General features: G+C 68.9%; 22 protein-coding genes. 13 read left to right on the plus strand and 9 right to left on the minus strand.

Translation table 11 applies throughout. The features are described 5' to 3' along the window. Positions 1–71: 71 nt before the first annotated feature. A complete protein-coding gene (gene htpG, locus BLS81_RS07935) occupies positions 72–1,958 on the plus strand; it encodes a molecular chaperone HtpG (RefSeq protein ID WP_093222831.1) in 1,887 nt (628 codons plus the stop codon). 75 nt (positions 1,959–2,033) lie between these two features. Here the strand turns inward: htpG and BLS81_RS07940 are convergent, their stop codons facing one another. Continuing rightward, positions 2,034–2,234, minus strand: coding sequence for a hypothetical protein (locus BLS81_RS07940; RefSeq protein ID WP_143023320.1), 201 nt, complete (start codon positions 2,232–2,234; stop codon positions 2,034–2,036). A gap of 192 nt (positions 2,235–2,426) precedes the next feature. Here BLS81_RS07940 and BLS81_RS07945 point away from each other — a divergent pair, with 192 nt between their 5' ends. Both BLS81_RS07945 and BLS81_RS07950 read left to right on the plus strand, forming a co-directional pair. After that, entirely contained in the window at positions 2,427–3,446 is a 1,020-nt protein-coding gene (locus BLS81_RS07945) for an SDR family oxidoreductase (protein WP_093223000.1), read from the plus strand. Further along, a complete protein-coding gene (locus tag BLS81_RS07950) occupies positions 3,443–4,480 on the plus strand; it encodes a patatin-like phospholipase family protein (protein WP_093222834.1) in 1,038 nt (345 codons plus the stop codon). Before BLS81_RS07945 ends, BLS81_RS07950 begins: the two co-directional genes overlap by 4 nt. A gap of 20 nt (positions 4,481–4,500) precedes the next feature. Here BLS81_RS07950 and BLS81_RS07955 read toward each other — a convergent pair whose 3' ends face one another. The 3 genes from BLS81_RS07955 to BLS81_RS07965 are packed head-to-tail and all read right to left on the minus strand — an operon-like array spanning position 4,501 to position 7,653. Next, the gene (locus tag BLS81_RS07955; RefSeq protein WP_256326131.1) at positions 4,501–5,052 is read right to left on the minus strand and encodes a hypothetical protein; all 552 of its coding nucleotides are present in this window, start codon (positions 5,050–5,052) and stop codon (positions 4,501–4,503) included. Then, a complete protein-coding gene (locus tag BLS81_RS07960; protein ID WP_093222835.1) occupies positions 5,037–6,266 on the minus strand; it encodes an alginate export family protein in 1,230 nt (409 codons plus the stop codon). Before BLS81_RS07960 ends, BLS81_RS07955 begins: the two co-directional genes overlap by 16 nt. Before the next feature lie 13 nt (positions 6,267–6,279). After that, positions 6,280–7,653, minus strand: coding sequence for a cation:proton antiporter (locus tag BLS81_RS07965; protein WP_093222837.1), 1,374 nt, complete (start codon positions 7,651–7,653; stop codon positions 6,280–6,282). A gap of 225 nt (positions 7,654–7,878) precedes the next feature. Between BLS81_RS07965 and BLS81_RS07970 the strand changes: the two genes are divergently transcribed. Both BLS81_RS07970 and BLS81_RS07975 read left to right on the plus strand, forming a co-directional pair. Beyond that, positions 7,879–9,246 carry an MATE family efflux transporter gene (locus BLS81_RS07970; protein WP_093222838.1) on the plus strand — a complete coding sequence of 456 codons (1,368 nt, stop codon included), beginning with the start codon at positions 7,879–7,881 and terminating at the stop codon, positions 9,244–9,246. A 58-nt stretch (positions 9,247–9,304) separates the two neighbouring features. Then, positions 9,305–9,805 carry a DUF4232 domain-containing protein gene (locus BLS81_RS07975; protein ID WP_176787072.1) on the plus strand — a complete coding sequence of 167 codons (501 nt, stop codon included), beginning with the start codon at positions 9,305–9,307 and terminating at the stop codon, positions 9,803–9,805. Positions 9,806–9,918: 113 nt separating this feature from the next. Here BLS81_RS07975 and BLS81_RS07980 read toward each other — a convergent pair whose 3' ends face one another. Then, entirely contained in the window at positions 9,919–10,506 is a 588-nt protein-coding gene (locus BLS81_RS07980; RefSeq protein WP_256326132.1) for a hypothetical protein, read from the minus strand. 121 nt (positions 10,507–10,627) lie between these two features. Between BLS81_RS07980 and BLS81_RS07985 the strand changes: the two genes are divergently transcribed. Further along, positions 10,628–11,293 (plus strand): response regulator, encoded by a 666-nt coding sequence (locus BLS81_RS07985; protein ID WP_093222841.1) that lies wholly within the window; start codon positions 10,628–10,630, stop codon positions 11,291–11,293. Continuing rightward, positions 11,290–12,633, plus strand: a complete 1,344-nt coding sequence (locus BLS81_RS07990) for a sensor histidine kinase (RefSeq protein ID WP_093222843.1) — start codon at positions 11,290–11,292, stop codon at positions 12,631–12,633. Before BLS81_RS07985 ends, BLS81_RS07990 begins: the two co-directional genes overlap by 4 nt. Positions 12,634–12,682: 49 nt before the next feature. Here the strand turns inward: BLS81_RS07990 and BLS81_RS07995 are convergent, their stop codons facing one another. Continuing rightward, positions 12,683–13,537: an MlaA family lipoprotein gene (locus BLS81_RS07995; RefSeq protein WP_093222844.1), complete on the minus strand. Its 855-nt coding sequence runs from the start codon at positions 13,535–13,537 to the stop codon at positions 12,683–12,685. 292 nt (positions 13,538–13,829) lie between these two features. Between BLS81_RS07995 and BLS81_RS08000 the strand changes: the two genes are divergently transcribed. The 5 genes from BLS81_RS08000 (at position 13,830) to BLS81_RS08020 (ending at position 19,397) form a co-directional block, all read left to right on the plus strand. Then, positions 13,830–14,621 (plus strand): glycosyltransferase family 2 protein, encoded by a 792-nt coding sequence (locus BLS81_RS08000; RefSeq protein ID WP_256326133.1) that lies wholly within the window; start codon positions 13,830–13,832, stop codon positions 14,619–14,621. 151 nt (positions 14,622–14,772) lie between these two features. Continuing rightward, positions 14,773–15,273, plus strand: coding sequence for an RNA polymerase sigma factor (locus tag BLS81_RS08005; RefSeq protein ID WP_093222847.1), 501 nt, complete (start codon positions 14,773–14,775; stop codon positions 15,271–15,273). Further along, on the plus strand, positions 15,270–16,208 hold the full coding sequence (locus BLS81_RS08010) for a FecR family protein (protein ID WP_093222849.1): 939 nt from the start codon (positions 15,270–15,272) through the stop codon (positions 16,206–16,208). Before BLS81_RS08005 ends, BLS81_RS08010 begins: the two co-directional genes overlap by 4 nt. Next, entirely contained in the window at positions 16,186–18,492 is a 2,307-nt protein-coding gene (locus BLS81_RS08015) for a TonB-dependent receptor (protein WP_176787073.1), read from the plus strand. Before BLS81_RS08010 ends, BLS81_RS08015 begins: the two co-directional genes overlap by 23 nt. Before the next feature lie 77 nt (positions 18,493–18,569). Continuing rightward, a complete protein-coding gene (locus BLS81_RS08020; RefSeq protein ID WP_093222852.1) occupies positions 18,570–19,397 on the plus strand; it encodes a shikimate 5-dehydrogenase in 828 nt (275 codons plus the stop codon). 4 nt (positions 19,398–19,401) lie between these two features. Here the strand turns inward: BLS81_RS08020 and BLS81_RS08025 are convergent, their stop codons facing one another. Continuing rightward, a complete protein-coding gene (locus tag BLS81_RS08025) occupies positions 19,402–20,376 on the minus strand; it encodes an SDR family oxidoreductase (RefSeq protein ID WP_093222853.1) in 975 nt (324 codons plus the stop codon). Between the two features lie 150 nt (positions 20,377–20,526). Beyond that, positions 20,527–21,309, minus strand: a complete 783-nt coding sequence (locus BLS81_RS08030; RefSeq protein ID WP_093222855.1) for a 2-keto-4-pentenoate hydratase — start codon at positions 21,307–21,309, stop codon at positions 20,527–20,529. A gap of 110 nt (positions 21,310–21,419) precedes the next feature. Here BLS81_RS08030 and BLS81_RS08035 point away from each other — a divergent pair, with 110 nt between their 5' ends. Then, on the plus strand, positions 21,420–22,457 hold the full coding sequence (locus tag BLS81_RS08035) for a LacI family DNA-binding transcriptional regulator (RefSeq protein ID WP_093222856.1): 1,038 nt from the start codon (positions 21,420–21,422) through the stop codon (positions 22,455–22,457). A 68-nt stretch (positions 22,458–22,525) separates the two neighbouring features. Here the strand turns inward: BLS81_RS08035 and BLS81_RS08040 are convergent, their stop codons facing one another. Continuing rightward, positions 22,526–22,741: a hypothetical protein gene (locus BLS81_RS08040; RefSeq protein ID WP_143023321.1), complete on the minus strand. Its 216-nt coding sequence runs from the start codon at positions 22,739–22,741 to the stop codon at positions 22,526–22,528. Positions 22,742–22,860 lie beyond the last annotated feature (119 nt).

Consider the following 22,860-nt stretch of genomic DNA (forward strand, 5'->3'; position numbering starts at 1 on the left):
CGACCTTGAAAGGTGCGGGGTCATCGGCCATCTGCTGCGCGACCCACCTTTGGAGATCATTGGGAAACAGCATGACCACGACGACCGAAGCCGCGCCGGAAACCCGTTCCTTCGAAGCCGATGTCGCCAAGCTGCTGCACCTCATGGTGCATTCTGTCTATTCGGACAAAGACGTCTTCCTGCGCGAACTGATCTCGAACGCGGCGGACGCGTGCGAGAAGCTCCGCTACGAGGGGCTGAGCGACCCCGCCCTGCTCGGCGACGACGGCCAGCCGCGCATCACCGTGACGCTCGATGCCGAAGCCCGGCGCCTGACGATCGAGGACAATGGCATCGGCATGAGCGAAGCCGAACTCGCCGATGCGCTCGGCACGATCGCGCGCTCGGGCACCAAGGCGTTCATGGACAAGATCGCCGGCGCCAAGGACGCGCAGGAGAGCCATCTGATCGGCCAGTTCGGCGTGGGTTTCTATTCGGCGTTCATGGTCGCCGACCGGGTCGAGGTGATTTCGCGCCGCGCCGGCACAGATACCGCCGCGTCCTGGGCGTCCGATGGCCTGGGCACCTATACGATCCAGCCGGTCGACACCGCCGATGCGCCGGCGCGCGGCACCCGCGTGCTGCTGCATCTGAAGGAGGACGCGACGAGCTATACCGAGAGCTACACGGTCGAGCGCACCATCAAGACCCAGTCGGGCCATGTGCCGGTGCCGATCTTTCTGAAGGACGCACCGGACGCCGAGCCGAAGCAGATCGCCGACGGCGCGGCGCTGTGGACCAAGCCGAAATCCGAGATCACGGCCGAGGACTACAAGGATTTCTATCGCAGCGCGGCCGGGCAGTTCGACGAGCCGGCGCTGACGCTGCACTACCGCGCCGAAGGGCTGCACGAATATACCGTGCTCGCGTTCGTGCCCGAGACCAAGCCGTTCGACCTGTTCGATCCCGACCGCGCCGGCCGCATGAAACTCTATGTGCGCCGGGTGTTCATCACCGACGAGGCGCAGATCCTGCCGCGATACCTGCGTTTCGTGCGCGGCCTGGTCGATTCGAACGATCTCCCGCTCAACGTCTCGCGCGAGATGATTCAGGAAAGCCCAGTTCTCGCCGCGATCCAGAAAGCCGTAGCGAACCGCGTCCTGTCGGAACTCGACAAGCTCTCGACCAGCGATGCCGACCGCTACGTCAAGCTCTGGGAGAATTTCGGCGCGGTTCTCAAGGAAGGTCTCTACGAGGATTACGCGCGGCGCGAGACGTTGCTCGGGCTCGCGCGCTTCAAGACCACCGCGTCGGGGGGCGAATGGCGTTCGCTCGAGGACTATGTCGGCGGCCTGAAGGACAATCAGACCGCGATCTATTATGCGACCGGCACCGATCTCGATCGTCTTGCCACCTCCCCGCAACTCGAAGGCTTCCGCGCGCGCGGGATCGAGGTCTTGCTGCTCGCCGACCAGGTGGACAGCTTCTGGGTCGCCTCGGGGATGGACTATGAAGGCAAGCCGTTCAAATCGGTGACGCAGGGTCTCGCCGATCTCAGCCTGATCCCGCTGGCGGACGGCGAACACCCGGCCCCAGCCGCTTCCGAGGCGGTGAACGGCTTCATCGCGTTCGTGAAGGAGACGCTGGGTGACGCCGTCGCCGACGTGCGCGCGTCCGATCGGCTCACCGAGAGCGCGGTCTGCCTCGTCGCGCCCGAACATGGCATGGACCGCCAGCTCGAGAAGCTGCTTGCCGGCGCCGGCAGACTCGACGCGGCGGCGAAGCCGGTGCTGGAGATCAACCCGCGCCACGCGCTCATCGAGAAGCTGAGCGGACTCGAGACGGGCGACGCGGACGCGCGCGCCGACGCGGCGCACCTGCTGTTCGACGAAGCCCGGATCGCCGACGGCGAACTCCCGGTCGATCCGCGTGCGTTCTCGGCGCGATTGATGCGCGCGTTGCAGCGCGGCATCGGCTGATCGGGGCGGCGACCGCTCGCCGCCCTGAATAGCGCTTTCGGCCCCGACGCCCGCGTCGGGGCCGGACTCCCGCGCCTATTGGTAGCCGCCGTTTTCCTCGCGTTCCTCGGCGGCCTCTTTCTGGACCTCTTCCATCTCCTCGGCTTCATCGGCCGCGTCGCTGCCGTCCTGCTGCCCGCGCGTGAGGTCGTTCGTCGTCGTCCCGCCGGGGTTCTGCTTGTGGATGTCGTTCGAGGGATCCGCACCCTCGTTCGTGTTCGCTCGATCGTCGGACATGCTACACTCCCATATCGGTGAGCCCTCAACGAGCGGGCGCGCGGATCGGGCCCGGCCGATGCGGAAACGATCGCGCGAAACGATCATGCCCCCTTTCGGCGACGTTGATCGTTGGGGCGACGGGCGCGTCTGCCGCCCGCATCGACCGACACCGCGCGGCGCACGCCGCACCACACCGGCCAAGGACATGACATGGCGATCCAATTGAAGCCGCTCCGCGAGCAGGCGCTCGTCGTGACGGGGGCGACCAGCGGCAACGGCCTCGCGACCGTCGAAGCCGCGACTGCCCAAGGCGCCGCCGTGGTCGCCGTGGCGCGCGACCGTGCCGCGCTCGACGCGCTCCACGAGCGGCTTTCCGCCAAGGGCGCGCGTATCGCCATCTGCGCCGCCGATGTGAGCGACCCCGTCGCGGTCGAGCGGATCGTCACGGTCGCCGTCGCGGCGTTCGGTGGCTTCGATACCTGGGTCAACAACGCCGGCACGGGTACCTACGGGACGCTCGAGCAAGTGCCGATCGCGGACCATCGCCGCGTGTTCGACGTCAATTATTTCGGCGTCCTCCACGGCTCGCTGGTCGCGGCGCGGCATCTGCGGGCGCGCGGGGGCGGCGCGATCATCAACGTCGGCTCGATCCTCGGCGACCGCGCGATCGTGCAACAGGGGCCATATTGCGCGACGAAGCACGCGGTCCAGGCGCTTACCGACACGCTGCGCATGGAACTCGAACAGGCGGGCGCCGGCATTTCGGTGACTCTGATCAAGCCGGGCGCGGTCGACACACCCTTCCCCGAACACGCCCGCAACTTCATGGATGAGCCGGCGCGCTTGCCGCCGCCGCTCTACACGCCGGAGGTCGTCGCCGATGCAATCCTGTTCGCCTGCGCCACCCCGCGCCGGACGCTATATGCCGGTGGCGGCGGGCTGCTGTCCTCGCTGCTCGGACGCGCGGCGCCGCGCCTTACCGACGCGATCATGGCGGTGGCCGGCACGCGGCAGCAACAAGAGCCCGGCGATGCGGGAGACCCGGCGCGGTGGGACAATCTCTACCATCCCCGCGCGAACGCCCTGCGCGGCAGCCGGCACGCCAGCGCGCGGGGTTCGAGCGTTGCGTTGCAGATCCAGAAAGCGGCATCGCCGATGGTGATGCTGGGGATACTGAGCGGGGGAGCGGCGCTGGCCCTCGGCGCGCGCATGATGCGGGCGCGGCGATGACGCCCGACACCGCCGCTCCGAAAGCGGAACGCGACTTCGATGTCGTGCTCGTGCTGAGCGGCGGCAACGCGCTCGGGGCGTTCGAAGCGGGTGTGTACGAGACGCTGCACACGCACGGCCTCCAGCCCGATTGGGTGGTTGGCGCTTCGATCGGCGCGATCAACGGCGCACTGATCGTCGGATCGGCGCCAGACCGAAGGATCGAGACGCTGCGGGCGTTCTGGCGCCCGAACCCGCTGGGCGCGACGGGCATGGCGACGCCGTGGCTTCCATCCGCGATCGAAACCGCCCGACGGACCACGGCGGTCGCCTGGACGGCGGCGGCCGGACGGCCGGGCGCGTTCGGACCGCTTCTGTCCTCGCTCACGCCGTGGACCGACGCCAAGCCGTCCCTCTTCGAGACCGACCAACTCGGCGTCACGCTCGCGCGGCTGATCGATTTCGATCTTTTGAATGCCGGCCCGTGCCGGTTCACCGCGACGGCGGTCGATCTCGAGACCGGAGCCGATGTCGCCTTCGACAGCCGGCACCGGGCGATCGGACCGGATCACATCCTTGCCAGTGCCGCGCTGCCGGTCGTGTTCCCGCCGGTCGAGATCGACGGCCGCTGGATGGTCGATGGCGGGCTGTCGGCGAACCTCCCGCTCGATCCCGTGCTGGCCGATGCGCCCGCGCGGCCGACCCTGTGCATCGCCGTCGATCTCCTGCCGTTGTGCGGGCCGCTGCCGGCGACGCTCGGCGAAGCCGCCAACCGCATGCAGGATCTGATCTTCGCGGCACAATCCCGCCGCACGATCGCACGGTGGCAGGCCGCGTATGACCAGCACGGCGAGAGCCGGTTAGCGTTGCTGAGGGTCGCCTATACCGAGCAGGACGACGAGGTGGCGGGCAAGGCGCTCGACTTCTCTGGATCGACGATCGAGCAGCGTTGGGCGGCCGGGCGCGCCGCTGGCCTGCGTATCGTCGCGCGCATCCAGGCCGGGGCCGTGGCGATCGGCGCGCCGGGGTTGAACGTCGTCGACCTGGAAGGCTGACCCGGCCGCGGCCGCGGCGGCTAGCCGCGCCACCGCCGCATCGCCGCGTCATAAGTGGCCTGGGCCCGCTCGGCCTCGTCGCGCAGCTTCGCGAGCTCCGCCGCCTGGCGCCGTTCGGTCTCGCGCCGTTCGCGGGCCAGCGCCGCCTCGCGCGCGGCGAGCGCGTCGATCTCGCGACGGTGGCGGGCGGCGGCGGCGTCGAGCGCGGCGCGTGCCGCGTCGCGTGGTGCGCGATCCGGTTTGGGCTTCGGCTTGGGCTTGGTGGTGGAAGGCGGCGATGGCTCTACCGCCGCCCGAGGTGCCCGCTTCGGGCGATCGGCGGGAAGCGCGGCGATCTGTTCGGCGGTGGTGCCGCGTGAGCGGCGGATCACCTCGCCGGGCCGCGCGAGCGGCTCGCGGGTGAGTTCGGGATCCTCGACGCGCTCGGCGACCCCGCGCGCGAACAGATCATGCTCGCTGCCCCAGGCCGCCAGCGCCGCTTTTTGACTTGGCGCCGCGACATAGGCGTCATGAAACCCGATGGGGGTACGATAGACCTTGAGTTTCGCCGCGCGCGTCAGTTGAACACCCATTCCACCGACAGCCACAGCTTGTCGGTATCGGTCGCAAACGCGTCGGCACGATAATGCGCGTAGCGTGCGCCGACCGTATAGCGCGCGATCTTCGCCTGCGCGACGACATCCAGTTCGTCACCATAATGGCGCGACATGCGATCGCTGTCGAAGCGGTGGAAGCTCGCGCTGATGCCATAGCCGCTCAGCGCCCCGGCATGTTTCCAATTGGCGCCGACCGTCACATAGCCGTCGCGCACGCCGTCCGGCGGGGTGGTGGCGAACTTGTCGGCCCACCCCTGGAAGCCGAAGATCGACCCGAGCGGCGTCTGCACGCTGGTCAGCGCGCGCCCTGCGGCATCACCGCGCGCGGCGCCGAGCGCCTCGTAGCCGACCGTGCCGCTCAACGCCTTGCGCGACAGGGTCGCCTCGCCGAGCCAATAGGTCGCCGCATAGCGGTTGGGGTTGCGTGCGTAATCGCTCTGCCGTGCGACGCTGGCGATATAGCCGAGCTTCCATGCGCCGCCGAACGTCTGGGTGCCCGCATAGCGTCCGCCATAGGTTTGGCTCGACAGGCGGGCGCCGGCGATGCCGTTCGATCGCTCGTCGAGCAGATAGGCGAAACCCGAGAGCGTGCCGAGCGGCGCCGTATAGGCGACAGTGCCGAACCAGAAATTGCCGTCGATCGCCTGGGGGCGCTCGGGCGTTCCCTGGATACCGGTGATATCGCGCACCGACCAGGAATAGGTCGCATCCACGGCGAGGCGGGGCGACACTGCCCACTGCCCGCGCACCGCATCGAAGGTGCGCCGGTTCTGCCGCCAATTCGCCGAGCCGACGAAGCGCTGGTCGCCGAGTTCGACCAATTGCCGCCCGGCGGTGAGGCCGACGCCGTGATCGGCATAGCGGAGTTGCGCGCGGTTGAGTTCGATGTTCTCCGCATCGCCCACCACCGGCAGCGGCTTGCCGTTATAACCATCGTTATAGTGCGGGCCGATCGCGAGGGTGCTCTCCGACTCGACCAGCGCCGAGAACGGCCCGGTGCTCGCCTGCACGCCGCTGCGCACGCGCAGCGTCACCGCGTCGGCGGTGTCGGCGATGCCCTGCTGATCGACATGTTCGTAGCGCAGCCGCGCGTCGATCAGCGGCTTGAGCACGACATCCTGTGCCCGTGCGGCGGACGCACCCGCCACACAGGCCGCGAGCGCCAGCGCGCCCGCAGCCACGTTCTTCATGCAATTCCCCGATTCAGGCGGCTTTGGCCACCATAAGCGTGTCGAGCGTGCCGATTTCGCCCTCGGCGCGCGCGCGGCGGCCATAGACGAGCTCGAACAGCGGTCCGGCCATCATCGTCGTGACGATCGCCATCAGCACGAGCATCGCGAACAACGTCGGGCCGATGATGCCCTTTTGCAGCCCGATGTTGATGATGATGAGTTCCATCAGCCCGCGCGAGTTCATCAGCGCGCCGATGCCGAGCGCGGTGCGATTGTCCTCCCCCGAGAGCCGCGCCGCCGCCCAGCACGCGCCGAACTTCGCCAGCACCGACACCGCGAGGACGACGAGCGCCACCAGCAGCAGTTGCGGCGAATTGACCATGTCCATCCGCGTGTTCAGCCCCGAATAGGTGAAGAACATCGGCAGCAGCAGCACCACCGCGAGCGGCTCGACCTTGCGCTTCAGCTCGGCGACGAACAGCCCGCGCGGCATGCATGCGCCGAGCAGGAAGCCACCGAAGATCGCGTGGATACCGATCGCGTCCATGAGGAAGGCCGACAGGCAGAACAGGGCGAGCGTGATGGCGAGCACCGACATGCTCATCTCGCCCCGTGCCTCGACCGCCCGGCCGAGCAGAGCGAGCAGCCGCCGCCCGACGAGGAACATGAAGGCGACATAGAGCAGCGCGCCGCCGATCGCGAGCAAGGCGACGCCGGGCCCGCCGCCGAAGGTCGCCAGCACCACCGCCAGCACGCACCAGGACGCGGCATCGTCGAACGCGCCCGCGGTCAGCGACAACGTGCCGAGCGACGACTCCGCCAGCCCGCGTTCGTTGATGATCCGCGCGAGCATCGGAAAGGCGGTGAGCGCGATGCACGCGCCGAGGAACAGCGTGGCGTTGGCGGGGCTGATGCCGGGGGCGAACAGACCGTCGATGCGGGTCAGCCACGGTGCGAGCAGCGCGGCGAGCAGGAACGGCACGATGATGCCCGCCGCCGAGACCATGCTCGCGCTGCGCAGCTTGCTCTGGACGTGATCGAGCCGGAGCGTCAGCCCGACCAGGAACATATACAGGCCCACGCCGAGCTGCGCACCCGCATAGAGCACGTTGCGCGTTTCCTTGGGGAACAAGGCGAGCTGGAAATCGGGAAACAGCAGCCCGAGCAGCGACGGGCCGAGTATGACGCCCGCGATCATCTCGCCGACGACCTGCGGCTGGCCGAGCACTTTCTGCCCCAGCCAGCCGGCCACACGACACGTCAGCAGGATCACCGCCAGTTGCAGGAAGAAATGCACGCTGAAGTCGCCAGGCGTATAACTGCTGGCCGCCTGCACCGCCGGCCCGTGCGGCGAAAGAATTTCCGCCAGCGTTTTCGACAGACTTCCGATCGCGTCCTGCGCCATATCCACCCCCACAGCGTCGGCGTCGCGATCCGTTCACCGCGACGCGGCGCAAGGGACACCAGACTTCGCGGAATCGCAAGCGGGAAATGGTAGCGCTACAGTCATTCGTCCAACCATAGCCGCGCGCATGTTGCCGGTGCGTTGCCGATACTTGACGTTATGTATCTGCTTTCGCTTCGTCATGGCGGACTTGCCCCGATCGCTCGACCCGTCCATCGGCGACGCATGGCACGGGACGAACGACATTGGTGGCGGCGCGAGGCACTGGCGATGGTGGTGCTCGCCTATCCCCTGGTGCTGACCAATCTCGCGCAGGCGCTGATCGCGACGACCGACGTGGTTCTGCTCGGCTGGGCCGGGCCGCATGCGCTGGCGGCGGCGTCGCTCGGGGTGAATCTCGTCAATGCCTGCGTGTTCTTCGGCACCGGCCTCGTCACCGCTGCAGCACCGATGATCGCGCGCGCGCTCGGCGAGCGCAGCACTGCGGTGCGCGACGTGCGCCGCACGGTGCGGCAGGCGCTGTGGGTCTCGGTGACCCTGGTGGTGCCGATGTGGCTGGTGCTGTGGCAGGCCGAGCCGATCCTGCTCGCCTTTGGCCAGCAGCCCGATCTCGCGCATGACGCGGTGCGGCTGGTCCGCCCGATGATGCTCGGATTGCTGCCGCTGATGGGATATTATGTGTTGCGCGCGTTCGTCTCGGCGCTGGAGCGGCCGATCTGGGCGTTCATCATCGGCGCGGCGGCGGTGCTGTTCAACGCGGTCCTCAATTATGCGCTGATCTTCGGACGGTTCGGCCTGCCCCCGCTCGGGCTGTTCGGCGCCGGGCTCGGCAGCGCGCTGTCGAACCTGTGGATGTTCGTCGGGCTCGCCGTCGTGGTCTCGCGGCACAGGCGCTTCCGCCGCTACCACCTGTTCGGCAACTGGTGGCGCGCCGACTGGCCGCGGTATCGCGCGCTGTGGCGGCTCGGCCTGCCGATCGCGGTGACGGTCGGGCTGGAGGTGACGATCTTCAACTGCGCGGTGTTCCTGATGGGGCTGATCGGCGCGCCCGAACTCGCCGCGCACGCGGTCGCTATCCAACTCGCGGCGCTGTGCTTCATGATTCCGCTGGGGCTCGCACAAGCGGCGACGGTGCGCGTCGGGCTCGCGTTCGGGCGGGGCGACGCGGCGGGCGTGTCGCGCGCCGGGCGGGTCGCGCTCGCCATCACGATGGCGGTCATGGCGTGTACCGCGACGATCCTGCTGACGTTCCGCCATCCCCTCGTCGCGCTGTTCCTCGCTTCTAACACGCCGGCCGAGGCGCACGTCGTCTCGCTGGCGGTATCGTTCCTGATCGTGGCGGCGCTGTTCCAGTTCTTCGACGGCGCGCAGGCGGTCGGCGCCGGGATGCTGCGCGGGCTGCACGATACGTTCGTGCCGATGCTGCTCGCGCTGATCGGCTATTGGATCGTCGGACTGGGGACGGCGGTGGCGCTCGGCTTCTGGCTTGGCTGGGGCGGTGTCGGCGTGTGGATCGGACTTGCCGCCGGGCTCGGCACGGTCGCGGTGTTGATGGTCGCGCGCTGGGCGATGCGCGCGCGCCCCGCCGGCTAGTCATCGCGCGTTCACGCATCGCGCTTCAAGCCGGGCACGTAGCTCCAAGGAGACGATGATGCCGCTGATCGCGCTGATGATCGCCGCGCAAGCCCTCACCGGCACGCCGGCCGCACCCGCTTGCCGTCCGGCGCAATTGCGCGTTTCGCTCGATGGACGCGACGGGGCGTTCAACGGCATGTCGCACGCGGGCACCCAACTTTCGATCCGCAACACCGGGCGGGATTGCGCCCTGCCCGCGCTGCCCACGATCCAGTTCCGCGATTCGCGCGGGCGCGTGCTGCCGGCGGTGCGGCGCGCGCCGGTCGGGATGCACCCCGGCCCGGTGATGCTGCCGCTGCGGCTCGCCGGCGGGCACCGCGCCACCACCGATCTGCGCTGGGTGGCGAGGCCGGTGTTCTCGCGGAACCGTGGCGTCCACGCCGCCAGCATAACCGTGAGGATCGGGGCGAGCACAGTGCGCGTGCCGACGACGGCGGTGCTGTATGGCGAGACCGGCAAGAGCATCGGCTTCGAGCAAAGCCCGCTGCATGCCGAAGAAGGCATGGCGGCGGGCTGAAGTCACCCTCACCCTTCCCACCCGGCTGCGCCGGGCGGGCCCCTTCCCTCTCCCATTGGGAGAGGGAGGGAGGCGCCGTAGACGCCGGAAGGGTGAGGGCGAGCCGGCTTCCGTCAGTTCGCGTTCTGCACGGCTGGCGCGGGTGCCGGTGCGGGAGCCGTGGGGCCTGCCGATACTGGTACGGGAGTCGTTCCCGCCTGAGCGACACCAGCCGGCGGCGGCGGGGGCGGCGGGGCGCGATCCGGACCTTCATCGCCCGGGCCGGGGCCATGCGGACCAGGGCCACCCGGACCGCCGGGGCCATGCGGCGGACGTCCGACCGCCACGACCTTGCCCGAAGGATCGACGAGGAACATCGGATGCAGCGTGCCGCGATCGAAGCGGCCCTGCACGCTGACGATCGCCCCCTTCGGCGCGAGCGATCCGTCCTCGACCGCCGGGCCGCCATCGATCAGCGCCTTGCCGGTGCCGTCGTCGATGGTGAACTGATTGCCATAGGTCTCGGCGACGCGACCCTTCACCGTGACGATGCCGCCGTCATCGGCGAGACTCTTGATCGCGACCGCATGGGTCGGCGCCATCGCGATCGACGGCTGGATGGCGTGACCGGCGACCGCACCCGCGGCACCGCCCACGGCGAGCAATACAATGGCGGCGGCGCCGAGGCCTAGCTTGCGGCGTGAAGAGAAAGACGTGGTCATAAGTGTCTCCGTTCGTGGTTGATGTCCGCTTGTACGGCGACCACGCCGACGCAGACTGAACCAGGGCGTTCAGTTTCGGTTTAACCCCGTGGCATAACGCGGCCGGCAAGGAGGCGAGACGATGCGGGTGTTGCTGGTCGAGGACGATGTCGCGCTGGCCGAGTCGATCGCGCGCGCGTTGCGCGCCGAGGCGTTCGCGGTCGATGTCGCCGACAATGGCGAGGATGGCGGCCATCTCGGCGCGACCGAGGCGTATGACGTGGCCGTGCTCGATCTCGGTCTGCCGCGCCGCGATGGTCTGTCGGTGCTCGCCGAATGGCGCGGCGGCGGGCGCACGCTGCCGGTGCTGATCCTCACCGCGCGCGATGCCTGGTCGGACAAGGTGCTCGGCTTCAAGGCCGGCGCCGACGATTATCTCGTCAAGCCGTTCCGCGTCGAGGAACTGGTGATGCGGCTGCGCGCGCTGGTCCGCCGCGCCGCGGGCCATGCCGCGAGCGTGATCCAGTGCGGACCGCTCAGCTTCGAGGCGCAGACCGGCCAGTTCCAGCTCGATGGACTGCCGCTCAAGCTGACCGCGTTCGAATGGCGCGTGCTATCCTGTCTGATGCTGCGCAAGGAAGCGGTGGTCGAGCGGCTCGACCTGCTTGAACGCGTCTACGAAGGCGATGCCGATGTCGATTCGAACTCGCTCGAAGTCATCATCGGCCGGTTGCGCCGCAAGATCGGCGCTTCGTTGATCGAGACGGTGCGCGGCCTCGGCTACCGGTTGACGGCGGGGCCGGCATGAGGCTGCTCCCGCGCTCGCTGGCGGGCCGGCTGCTCGCGACCGCGGCGGTGACGATCCTGATCGCGCTCGCGCTCGCCGCCGCCGCGATCGGCCATGTCCTCGAACGATTCGTGATGAGCGGCCTCGACGACCGGCTCGACGCGCAGATCGCGGTCGTCGCGCGCGCGGTCGGGCCGGACGGCACGCTCGACCCGGCCAAGGCCATCGACTTGCCCCCGTTCGATCAACCGGGCTCGGGCTGGGCATGGGAGGTGATCGGCCCCGGCGCCACGCTGCGCTCCGCTTCCCTCAATGGAACAAACCTACCGCTACCACCAACGCCAGACGATCGGTTCGGCCCAGAGCGGCGCGAGCATATCCCCGAGCGGCCGCATCCGCTCGAAGGCGTGGATGCCGGAGGGCAGCGCATCCACTATCGCATCGCGCACGTTCCGACGCTGCGCGGCGATGCATTGGTGCTGGCGGCGGGGCCGCGCGCGATCGTCGATCGACCGATCCGCGCGGCGATGGTGCCGCTGCTGCTGTCGGTGCTGCTACTGGGCGGGTTCCTCGCGGTAGCGTTGGTCGTGCAGTTGCGCATCGGCCTGCGCCCGCTCGCCAAACTGCGCGACCGCGTGGCGGAGGTGCGCACCGGCCGCGTGCGCCACATCACGGTCGAAGAGCCGACCGAATTGCTGCCTTTGGTCTCCGAACTCAACGCGCTTATCGACGCCAACGAAACGGCGGTCGCGCGCGCGCGCGGCCACGTCGCCAACCTCGCACACGGCCTCAAGACTCCGCTCGCGACGCTCAAGCTCGATCTCGCCGAGGGCGACGGGCGCCTGCGCGAACAGGTCGAGCGGATGGAACGCCAGATCCGCCACCACCTCGGCCGCGCCCGCGCCGCCGAACCGGGTGCGGCTGCGGCGCGCGTCGAACTCACCCCCCATCTGAACGACCTGATCGCGGCGATGGCGCGAATCCATGCCTATCGCGATATTACCCCACTGGTCGATCTCGCGCCCGCTCTGGAGGTGCGATGCGACGCGCAGGATCTCGACGAGATGCTCGGCAACCTGCTCGACAACGCGTGGCGACACGCCCGCAACCAGGTCCGCATCAGCACACGCGTAACAGACCGGATGGTGCGGATCGACATCGCCGACGACGGCTCCGGCATGACGCCCGCGCAAATCGCCGAAATCACCCGCGGCCACCGCCTCGACGAGCGCGGCGAAGGCCACGGCTTCGGCCTGGCGATCAGCCGCGAACTCGCGGAGTTGCACGGCGGCACGCTCGAACTTGGCGCAAGTGCCGACGGCGGGTTGGCGGTCGTCCTGAACCTACCCGGCGCGGTTTAGCCGGAACAAACTCCCCTCCCTGACAGGAAGGGAGGGAAGGTCGGGCGCCTCAATACGGCTTCACACCTCCAGCCGCCGGCGTGTCCTTGCCGCGCAGATGGTCGATCTCGGCCTTGCGCCCGTTCAGGTAGAAATCGCGCCGCGCGCTATACGGGTCGCTGGTCGCGCGGAACGCCTTTAGCTGATCGTCGAATTTGACGCGGCGATCGAGCGTGACGCCGGTGCCGGTGCCGATGTTGTAATAGGGGCTGGTGAACGGCGAGCCGACGATCGTCGGCAGGATCAGCCGGTCGAGCGTGCCGCCGATGAGATCGCGCAGCGTCGTCGGCCCGGCGATCGGCAGGAAGAAGAACGGTCCGGTTCCGACCCCGTAGAAGCCGAACGTGTCGGCGAAGCCATTAGGGCGACGCGGCAGATGGAAGGGCTTGCGTCTGGCGATGTCGAACAGCCCGGCAACGCCCACCGTCGAATTGATGACGAAGCGGCCGACCGTCTCGGTCGCCTTGCCGATCTTGTGCTGCAACACGAAGTTGATGAACACGGCGGGTTCGCGCAGGTTCTTGATGAAATTGCCGAGTCCGTCGCGCATCGGCTCCGGCACCACCGAATCGAACCCCATCGACACCGGCTCGACCACCGCCGTGTCGAATTTCTGCGTCAGTTCGAAGCTCTTGGCGTTCAGAGCGACGAACGGATCGCCGGGCACGTTGCGGCGCGCGTTGACGACGATGTCGGCCGGTTCGGCCTGGTGCGGCGCGGGTTTGTCGGCGGGTTCGCGAACCGGTTCTTGCGGCGGGACGGCGGTTTGCAGCGCATCGGACGCGATCGCGCCGGGCGCCGGCGCGTTCGCGGCGGGAGAGCCGGGTGTCAGCATCAACGCGGCGATCGACAGTGCAACGCTCATCCGGGGGTGTTCGCCATCGTCGCTCGCATCATTCGTGCCCCCTGATCTTGGTCTCGTGCTTCTGCCAAGACGCCACCGACTATCATGTCCGCAGTTTGCGACCATGACAAATTCTTCATCGATGCCGGGCTGCGGTTTGTTTCGGGTGCGGCGTCTCTCGCTTGGGGCAAGGGTGGGCTGATCCACCCGACAGAGCGAGTGGGACCGAATGTATCAAAGTTTCGGGAGCGACGAGACGGCGTCGCCTAATCGGAGCGGCAGCGTGCGGGGGCACGTATGCGCTTGGAGCGTCGTGCTTCCTTTCTTCAACGAAGCGGAGCATCTCGCCGACACGATCGCGGGGCTGGCGCGGCAGAGCGTGCCGTTCGAGCTGATTCTGGTCGATAACGGCAGCACCGATGGCAGCGGCGAGATCGCAGGTGCCGCCGCGCGCCAGTTCGGGCTCGACTGGCGGCTGCTGGTGCAGCGGCGGCCGGGCAAGGTCTCGGCGCTGGCGATGGGGCTCGCGGCCGTCACGACGCGCTGGGTGGCGACCTGCGACGCGGACACCTGGTATCCGCCCCACTATCTCGAAGCCGCCGGCGCTCTGCTCGCACGGCCGGGCTGCGTCGCGGCGGGGGCCTATTACGTTCGCACCGATCAGCCGGTCGGGCGCGCCGAGCGGGCCGCGCGGAAGATCCTGCTCGCCTCGCGGCTGCTGCCCGGCCAGTGCCATACCGGCGGCGCGGGCCAGGTGTTCGACACCGCCGCGCTCCGCCGCGCGGGCGGCTTCGATCCGGCCCGCTGGGATCTGGTGCTGGAGGATCACGAGATCATCCACCAGATGGTCAAACATGGCCGTGTCGACTATGCGGCGGCACTGTGGTGCGCGCCCTCCCCGCGTGAGCGCAAACGCCCTTCGACGCGCTGGACGCTGATCGAGCGTATCGCCTATCACATGCTCTCGGATCGCGCCGGCGACTGGTTCTTCACCGCGTTCCTCGGCCCGCGCCTGGCTCGCCGCCGGTTGACCAGCGAGCGCCTGCGCGAGAGCCCCGCGCCCGCGTGGCTTGAGGCGAGCATGCTCCAGCAGGCGGCGGCGTAGCGCGGTGCGTGCCGGGCATGCCATATCCACGGACCAGGACGGGACGCATGACGCCCTGCTATGGTCTTGCCCGGCACCGCAAAGCGCGCCAAACACCGCGTCCTTGTTTGTCGAGGGATACCGGCCCGTTAGCACGCAATCGTCCGGACTCATGCAGATCTATCAGGAGTCGCGTGGCGAACTGCTGCGTTTCCTGACGGCGCGCGTCGGCGACCGCGCCGAGGCCGAGGATCTGCTCCACGACCTTTGGCTGCGCATCCAGAGCGCGGACGCCGGGCCGATCGCGAACGGTCGCTCGTACCTGTACCGTGCCGCGCAGAATCTGGTGCTGGACCGGGCGCGGGCGCGTCAACGGCGACTGGTACGCGAAACCGCGTGGTCCGAGCGCGGCGACGATCACACCACCGAACCGGCCGATCCGCGCGCCGATATCGAGGCGGAGATCGCCGCGCGCGAAAATGCCGCCGCGCTCGCCGCCGCGATGGCGAAGCTGCCCGAAAAGGCCGGGCTGGTGTTCAGGCTGCACAAGATTGACGGGCTGCGGCACGCCGAAATCGCCGCGCGGCTCGGCATCAGCCGCAGCGGCGTGGAAAAACATATCGCGACCGCCATGACGCATCTGCGCCGGGCGCTGGACGGGGGCACGACATGACCGACGCGATCACGGAGGCCGCCGCGCGCTGGCACGCCGCCCAAGCGGATGACGCAATGGACTGGGATGGCTTCACCGTCTGGCTGGAGGAGAGCCCGGCGCACCGAACAGCCTATGACGCGGTCGCGCTGCTCGATGATCGGATCGATCGCGCTGTTCCGGCGCTGCGCGATCTTATGCGAGAGGACGAGCCCGTCAGGCCGCGCGGACGCCTGCGCCTGGTCGGCTGGGGCGCTGCGGCGGCCGTGCTGCTGGTCGGAGCGATCGGCCTCGGCACCTGGCACACCGCGCGGCCCGGCGCCGCCGAGGTCGCGCTGTACCGGGCGCCCGCCGGGCAGACCCGCGCGGTCGCGCTCCCCAACGGCTCGCGCGCGACGCTCGCGCCCGGCGCGACGCTGCGCGTCTCCGCCGGCGCGCAGGTCGCGCTGGAGGGCAAGGGGTATTTCGAGATTCGGCACGATCCCGCGCACCCGTTCACGGTGACGGCCGGTGCCTATCAGATCCGCGATATCGGCACCCGCTTCGAGCTGGTGTCGGACGCGGGCATGCTGCGCGTCGCGGTCGCGGAAGGGACCGTGGGGGTAACCTCCCGCGCCGCGAACGGCGAAGTGCTGGTTTCGGCAGGCAGAACGCTCACGGCGTTCGCCCCGGATCAGTTCGCCGAAGTGCGCACCACCCCGCCCGCGCCAATGGCCGCGTGGCGGGGTGGACGCTTCAGCTATGACAACGAACCTTTAGGGTTGGTGGTGGCGGACATATCCCGCTACGTGGGCGCTCCGGTGCTGATCGACGGCGCCCCGGCGCGGCGGCGATTCTCCGGGATCATCGCGCCGGGATCGCGGGCGGTCATGGTCCGCAATCTGGAGCAGTTGACGGGTCTCGATGCTACGACCGAAGGCGACGCGATCCGTCTTGGCGACCGTACTGGCGGTTAGCGGCACGTTCCATGCGCACGGCGCGGCCGCGCGCGAGGCACGGTACCGCGTGACGATCGCACGCGGCGATCTGGCCGCCGCGCTGGAGACGCTGGGCGCACAGACCGGAATCTCGATCGGCTGGGACGGGCCGCTGCCAAGCGCCGCCGCCGCCGCGGTGAGCGGACAGATGACCGCGCGCGCCGCGCTCGAGCGTTTGCTGCGCGAGACCGGCTTCCACGCCGTCCGCGCCGGGCCGACCACGTTCCGGCTCGTCCCGACCGGCCCCGGCGGCGCGCCCCGCACGGACATTCCCGAGACGATGCCCGACGTGATCGTCACAGCGCGCAAACAGCCTGAGGCGCTGTCCACCGTCGCCGCGCCGGTCGCGACCTGGGTGCCCGGTGCCGACCCCGCCCCGTCCCGAAACAACACGCACGGCGTCGCCGAGGATGTCGAGGGGATGGTGGTCACCCACGCCGGTGCCGGCCACGACCGGGCGTTCATGCGCGGCATCGCCGACAGCCCGTTCAACGGCTTCAGCCAGGCGACGGTCAGCGTCCAGCTCAACGACGCGCGCATCACCTACGACGCCGCCGAGCCTGGGCTGAGCCTGATCGACGTCGCGCGGGTCGAGGTGCTGAAGGGACCGCAGGGGCCGCTCTACGGCACCGGCTCGCTCGGCGGCGTGTACCGCGTCGTCACCAATCCGCCGGTGCTCGGCTCGGTGGCGGGATCGGCGGGCATTGGCGTCACCGCGATTCAGCACGGCGGCGTGGGCGCCTCGTCCGAAGCGACGTTCAACCTGCCGGTGATCGACGACCGCGCCGCGATCCGGCTGGTCGGCTATGCATCGGTGATGCCGGGCTGGGTGAATGTGGCCGGTGGCGCGCGGGGCACCAACCGCAGCGAAACCTACGGCGGCCGGGTGTCGGTCCGCATCGCGCCCGCGTCGGGCTGGATGATCGACGTGGTCGCGAACGAACAATCGGTGGCGGCGCGCGACAGCGCCTATGTCGATGTCGGCAGCACGGATCTCACGCGCCACGTCGCCTTTCTGGAGCCGCGCGACGGGCGCGTGCGCGTCGCCGAGGGCAAGGTGACCGGTCAGATCGGCGCGACCCAGCTCACGCTCGTCACAGGATATACGCGGCAAGACCAACGCGAAGTCTATGACGCCACGGCTTCGGCGGTGGCATTGGGCCTGCCGCGCGGATCGTCGGCCAGCTATCAGGACACCCGCGCCTACAGCGTGTTCGATCAGGAGGTGCGGCTCTCCGCGCCGTCCGGGCACAGCTTCAACTGGGTGGTCGGCGCGTCCTATCTCTCCGCGACCACCGCCGCCGATGGTGAGTTGTCGCAACCCGGGCGGCCGCTGCGCCCGATCTTCGCGCTCTCTCGTTGGGCGACCGAGATCGCGCTGTTCGCCGACACGTCCTTTCCGCTGCTCGATCGGCTGCGCGCGTCGGTGGGCGCGCGCGCGTTTCGCGCCACCACCGAGGACAGCCGGCGCGAGCGACGCAAGCTCGAAGCCGACGCCAAGGCGACGTTCGGCCTCACCCCCAGCGCGTCGCTCGCGTACCGCTTCGCGCGCGACCAGCTCGTGTTCCTGCGTTTCGGATCGGCGTTCCGGTCGGGCGGGCTCGATTCGACCAATACGGCCACGGGACGCTATGCGGCGGACAAGGTGCGCACGCTCGAACTCGGCGGGCGGCTGCGCGTCGGCGATCGCCTCTCGATCGAGGCCGATCTGTTTCGCTCGGTGTGGACCCATCTGCAATCGGACTATCTCGAGCCGAACGGGCTGACCGCCACGCACAACGTCGGCGACGCGGTGATTCCGGGCGGGGAACTCGCGGTGGAATGGCGGCCCATAACCGCGTGGCACATCAAGAGCGGCGTCACCTGGCAACGCCCCCGTCTTGACCGCGCGATGGACGGCAAGCATCTCATCAAGGACGCCCGGCTGCCGGTGGTGCCCGACCTGTCGGCACGGATCGAGGTCCGGCGTGACTTCACCGCCGGGGCGTGGCGCATCACGCCCTATGCGGCGGCCAATTACGTCGGCGCGTCGCGCCTGAGCTTCGATGCCGGGCTCGACCGTCACATGCCGGGCTACGGCCTCGCCCGCGCCGGTGTCGCCGCCGTCTCGGACCCGCTGACGGTGCGGCTCGACATCGACAATCTATTCGATGCGCGCGCGGACACGTTCGCGTTCGGCAACCCCTTTTCGGTGCGCACCGCCCCGCAGTTCACGCCGGCCCGCCCGCGCGCGATCACCCTCTCGGTCTCGCACCACTTTTAGCGGCATCGCCATCTCGCTATGACCGGCCCGACCGACAGCGCCGGAACGGCGTGATTTCATCGCATGAGGAAACCGGGATGAGCAAACCGATGGTTGGGCGCGACACGAAATTGTGCATGTCGCTGGCGGCGCGGCCGGGGACGTTCGGCTCGCGCTTCCATAACCGCCTCTATGACATGCTCGGGCTGGATTTCGTCTACAAGGCGTTCACCACCACCGATCTGCCCGCCGCGACCGGCGGCATCCGCGCGCTCGGCATTCGCGGCTGTGCCATCTCGATGCCGTTCAAGGAAGCGGTGATCCCGCTGCTCGACGGTCTCGAAGCCTCCGCCGCCGCGATCGACAGCGTCAACACGATCGTCAACGATGACGGCCGGCTGACCGGCCATAACACCGACTATAGCGCGGTGCGCGCGTTGCTGGAGGAGAGCGGGCTGGCACCGGACACGCCGTTCCTGCTGCGCGGTTCGGGCGGGATGGCGAAGGCGGTCGCGGCCGCGCTGCGCGACGCCGGCTTCACCACCGGCACGATCGTCGCGCGCAACGCCGACGCCGGGCGCGCGCTCGCGGCCACCTATGATTTCGCGTGGCGCGCCGAGATCGGCGATGAAGGCGCGGCGCTGCTCGTCAACGTCACCCCGCTCGGAATGACCGGTGCGGACGCCGACACGCTCGCCTTCCCGCCGGCGATGATCGAAGCCTGCGCCGCGGCGTTCGACGTGGTCGCGCTGCCGGCCGAGACGCCGTTCCTCAAGGCCGCCGCGGCGGCCGGCAAACAGCGCATCACCGGCACCGATGTCGCCAAGCTGCAGGCGCTCGAACAGTTCGTGCTCTACACCGGCGTCACGCCCACGCCCGATCAGGTCGATGCCGCCGCCGCCTTCGCGCGCGGCGAGACCGACTGAGCGCTCAGATCACGCCGGTGCCGCCGTTCGCGCCGAACACACTGCCCGACGTGAAGCTGGTGCCGCTCTCCGCCAGCGTGACGTAGAGCGACGCGAGTTCGGCGGGCTGGCCGGCTCGGCCAAGCGGGGTGTCCTGTCCGAACTCGCCCATCTTGCCCGGCAACTGCCCGCCCGCGACCTGAAGCGGCGTCCACACCGGCCCCGGCGCGACCGCGTTGACGCGGATGCCTTTGGGGCCGAGCTGCTTGGCCAACCCCTTGGTGAACACCATGATCGCGCCCTTGGTGGTCGCGTAATCGAGCAGTTCCTCGCCCGGATTGACCGAATTGACCGAAGCGGTGTTGATGAAGCACGCGCCCGGCTTCATCAGCGGCACCGCCGCCTTGCTGATGTGGAACATCGCATAGACGTTGGTCTTCATCGTACGATCGAATTGTTCGGCGCTGATCTCGGCGATCGATTGCTTCGATTGCTGATAGGCGGCGTTGTTGACCACGATGTCGAGCCCGCCCAATGCCTTTGCCGCCTTGCCCGGCAGGCTGTCGCAGAACGCCACGTCGGTGAGATCGCCGGGGATCAGCACGACCTTGCGACCCTCACCGCGCAGCAGCCGGGCCACATCCTGCGCATCGGGCTCCTCGGTGGGATAATAGTTGATCGCGACATCGGCGCCCTCCCGCGCGAAGGCGATCACCGCCGCGCGGCCGATCCCCGAATCGCCGCCGGTCACCAGCGCCTTGCGGCCAGCCAGCCGCCCGCTGCCCCGGTAGCTCGCCTCACCGCAATCGGGCACCGGCTTCATATCGCGCTGGAGCGCCGGCCAAGGCTGCCGCTGTTCGGGGAAAGGTTCGCTGCGGAACTTCGTCTTGGGGTCGGGCGCGGGGCGGGCCGCTTGCGCCAGCGCGGGCGCGGCGGCGAGGCCGGCACCGGCAACGGCCGCCCCTTTGAGCATCGCGCGGCGGGTGGTGTCGTCGGTCATGAAGGGCCTCGTCATGTCGGGGGACAAGGGCCGCGAGGCGGCGCCGGCGTTGCCCCCGGCGCGCTCGAAAGCCTGTGTCCTCAACGGTTTGCCGCGTTGCCCGTTCCGAACGACCTGGTTGATCTGGCCTGTTGATCTGGATTGTGTTCGCTACCGCGCGACGATCGCGCACGTCACCGCCAGCCGCGCGTCGAAACGCGCCCGTACCCGATCTCCCGCGACGACGCGATGGACACCGGTAACCGCGCCGGTGGAGATCCACTGCCCCGCCTCGACCGGAATACCGCGCGCGGCGAGCAGTTCGAACAGGAACCGCGCCGCGCCGAACGGGCCGTCGAGCATCGTCGCGGTCGTGGCGCTGCCGATCAGCGCATCGTTGATCCACAGTTCGACAGGCCATGTGTCGAGATCCACGTCACGCCAATTCTCGATCGCCGCGCCGACGATCAGCCCGTTGTTGTTGCCGAAATCCGAAACGGTGACGGTCGGCCCATGATCGTTGATGCCCGGAAACGGCGAACTCGCGATTTCGATGCCGACATGTACCGCGTCGATCAGCGCGGTCGCTTCCGCGATCGTGTAGCGTGTCTTGGCGGGGTCCGGCGCGGTGCCGACGCGCAGCAGGAACTCGGCTTCGGCGGCGCCGAAGCCCTGCGCGAAGATCGGCATGGCGAGATCGTCCGTCGCCGGCACGACATGATCGGCGAAGATCGGGCCGGCGAGGCGATCAACCCCGTCGAACGGCGGGCTGATCTTGCCGACCTTCCACCCTCCGATCCGCGCATCGGACAAAGCGATCGCCCGCTCCTGCACGGCATAGGCTTGCGCCAGCGACTCCGGGATACGGCCGGGGAACTCTGGCAAGGCCATCCCGGCGCGGCGCGCGTCGGTGAACGACCGTGCGATCCGCTCTGCATTGTTGTCCGGCGTCACCGCATCCCTTTCCCGATCCGTACTGCGGTAATGTGTATTGGAAACCGGTGTCAGTGACAAGCATCCCGCTAAGACTGGCTCGCACGGTCACCAGCGACTATGCAGGTGCGATGGAGAAGACCGGCCAGCCAACCATCAACGATGTCGCGCGCGTCGCCGGCGTGTCGAAAAAGACCGTGAGCCGCGTCATCAACCGCTCTCCCCTGCTCAACGAGGACACCCGCCGACGCGTGGAGGAGGTGATCGGTGACCTCGGCTACATCCCCAACCCGCAGGCGCGCGCGCTCGCGCTCGGGCGCAATTTCCTGATCGGGCTGGTCCATGACAACCCCAACGCGCAGACGGTGATGAATGTGCAGCAGGGCATGCTCGAAGCCTTGTACGATACCGAGTTCGAGATGATCGTGCGCCCGCTCAACCGCGGTTCGCCGACCATGCTCGAGGATCTGCGCCACTTTCTCGAGCGCCAGCGGCTGTTCGGCGTGCTGCTGATGCCGCCGATCAGCGAGAATGACGCGATCGCCGAATTGTGCGTCGAGATCGGCTGCCGCTATGTGCGGATGGGATCGACCGAACTCGACACCGACGAGCATATGGTCGCCTCGAACGATCGCGAGGCGGTGCGGGACGCGACCCGCTATCTGATCGAGCTTGGCCATCGCCGCATCGGGCTTGTGTCGGGGCCGCACGGGTTCCGCTCCGCGCGCGAACGCCGACTCGGTTTCGAGGACGCGCTGCGCGACGCTGGTATCGCCCTGCCCCGCAGCATGATCGCCGACGGCGATTACCGCTTCGAATCCGGGCTTGTCGCGGCCGACCGCCTGCTCGATCTGGTGCCGCGGCCGACCGCGATCTTCTCGTGCAACGACGAGATGGCGGCGGGCGTCATCCACGCCGCCTGCCAGCGCGGCCTCACCGTTCCGCGCGATCTCTCGGTGATCGGCTTCGACGACACGCCGATCGCGGCGCATATGTGGCCACCGCTGACGACGGTGCGCTGGCCGATCGCGACGATGGCGCGTTCGGCGGCGTTGAAACTGATCGCGGGGGTGAGTTCACAGGAGACCGAGGCGGCGGTGGCCGAACCGTCACTGTTCCGCTCGACATTGATCCGCCGCGCCTCGGTCTCAGCACCTGCGGCGGAGTGACGCCCCCTTCGCGACCTGACGCGCTCTGACCGCGCTGGGAAACGACGATCTGGCGCGTCTCTCGCGGATCAGCGCAGCTCGTCCTTCTTGCGGCTGACGAGGCGCACCGCGATCGACAGGCCGACGAGGATCGCGGGATAGAGCAATGTACCGCGAACCGATGTCCACATGCCGCCGGGCTTGCGCTGCGACAGCCGCGGCGGCTTCGACGAGGTGCGCGCCGAAGCGTCGCCGGATTGGCCGAGGCGCGGCAGCCGGGCGACCGCCGACTCGGCTGGAGACATGGAGCCATTCCGCGACTTGGCCATTCGATACCACCATTCTCGACGCGTCCGTTACGCTGGGGCGTTCGTACGGCAGGGATCGGATGATATCCACACCCAAAACCGTCCACACGGCCTGA

The organism is Sphingomonas sp. NFR15 (assembly GCF_900103265.1).
Lineage (GTDB): Bacteria > Pseudomonadota > Alphaproteobacteria > Sphingomonadales > Sphingomonadaceae > Sphingomonas > Sphingomonas pollutisoli.

Coding starts and splice junctions, on each gene's coding strand:
- BLS81_RS07955 (WP_256326131.1), bottom strand. CDS start 5,052: ATGGGTGTTCAACTGACGCGCGCGGCGAAACTCAAGGTCTATCGTACC.
- BLS81_RS07945 (WP_093223000.1), top strand. CDS start 2,427: ATGGCGATCCAATTGAAGCCGCTCCGCGAGCAGGCGCTCGTCGTGACG.
- BLS81_RS07975 (WP_176787072.1), top strand. CDS start 9,305: ATGCCGCTGATCGCGCTGATGATCGCCGCGCAAGCCCTCACCGGCACG.
- BLS81_RS07970 (WP_093222838.1), top strand. CDS start 7,879: ATGGCACGGGACGAACGACATTGGTGGCGGCGCGAGGCACTGGCGATG.
- BLS81_RS07965 (WP_093222837.1), bottom strand. CDS start 7,653: ATGGCGCAGGACGCGATCGGAAGTCTGTCGAAAACGCTGGCGGAAATT.
- BLS81_RS07995 (WP_093222844.1), bottom strand. CDS start 13,537: ATGAGCGTTGCACTGTCGATCGCCGCGTTGATGCTGACACCCGGCTCT.
- BLS81_RS07940 (WP_143023320.1), bottom strand. CDS start 2,234: ATGTCCGACGATCGAGCGAACACGAACGAGGGTGCGGATCCCTCGAAC.
- BLS81_RS08010 (WP_093222849.1), top strand. CDS start 15,270: ATGACCGACGCGATCACGGAGGCCGCCGCGCGCTGGCACGCCGCCCAA.
- BLS81_RS07980 (WP_256326132.1), bottom strand. CDS start 10,506: ATGACCACGTCTTTCTCTTCACGCCGCAAGCTAGGCCTCGGCGCCGCC.
- BLS81_RS07990 (WP_093222843.1), top strand. CDS start 11,290: ATGAGGCTGCTCCCGCGCTCGCTGGCGGGCCGGCTGCTCGCGACCGCG.
- BLS81_RS07950 (WP_093222834.1), top strand. CDS start 3,443: ATGACGCCCGACACCGCCGCTCCGAAAGCGGAACGCGACTTCGATGTC.
- BLS81_RS08020 (WP_093222852.1), top strand. CDS start 18,570: ATGAGCAAACCGATGGTTGGGCGCGACACGAAATTGTGCATGTCGCTG.
- BLS81_RS08025 (WP_093222853.1), bottom strand. CDS start 20,376: ATGACCGACGACACCACCCGCCGCGCGATGCTCAAAGGGGCGGCCGTT.
- BLS81_RS08035 (WP_093222856.1), top strand. CDS start 21,420: ATGGAGAAGACCGGCCAGCCAACCATCAACGATGTCGCGCGCGTCGCC.
- BLS81_RS07960 (WP_093222835.1), bottom strand. CDS start 6,266: ATGAAGAACGTGGCTGCGGGCGCGCTGGCGCTCGCGGCCTGTGTGGCG.
- BLS81_RS08005 (WP_093222847.1), top strand. CDS start 14,773: ATGCAGATCTATCAGGAGTCGCGTGGCGAACTGCTGCGTTTCCTGACG.
- htpG (WP_093222831.1), top strand. CDS start 72: ATGACCACGACGACCGAAGCCGCGCCGGAAACCCGTTCCTTCGAAGCC.
- BLS81_RS08040 (WP_143023321.1), bottom strand. CDS start 22,741: ATGTCTCCAGCCGAGTCGGCGGTCGCCCGGCTGCCGCGCCTCGGCCAA.
- BLS81_RS07985 (WP_093222841.1), top strand. CDS start 10,628: ATGCGGGTGTTGCTGGTCGAGGACGATGTCGCGCTGGCCGAGTCGATC.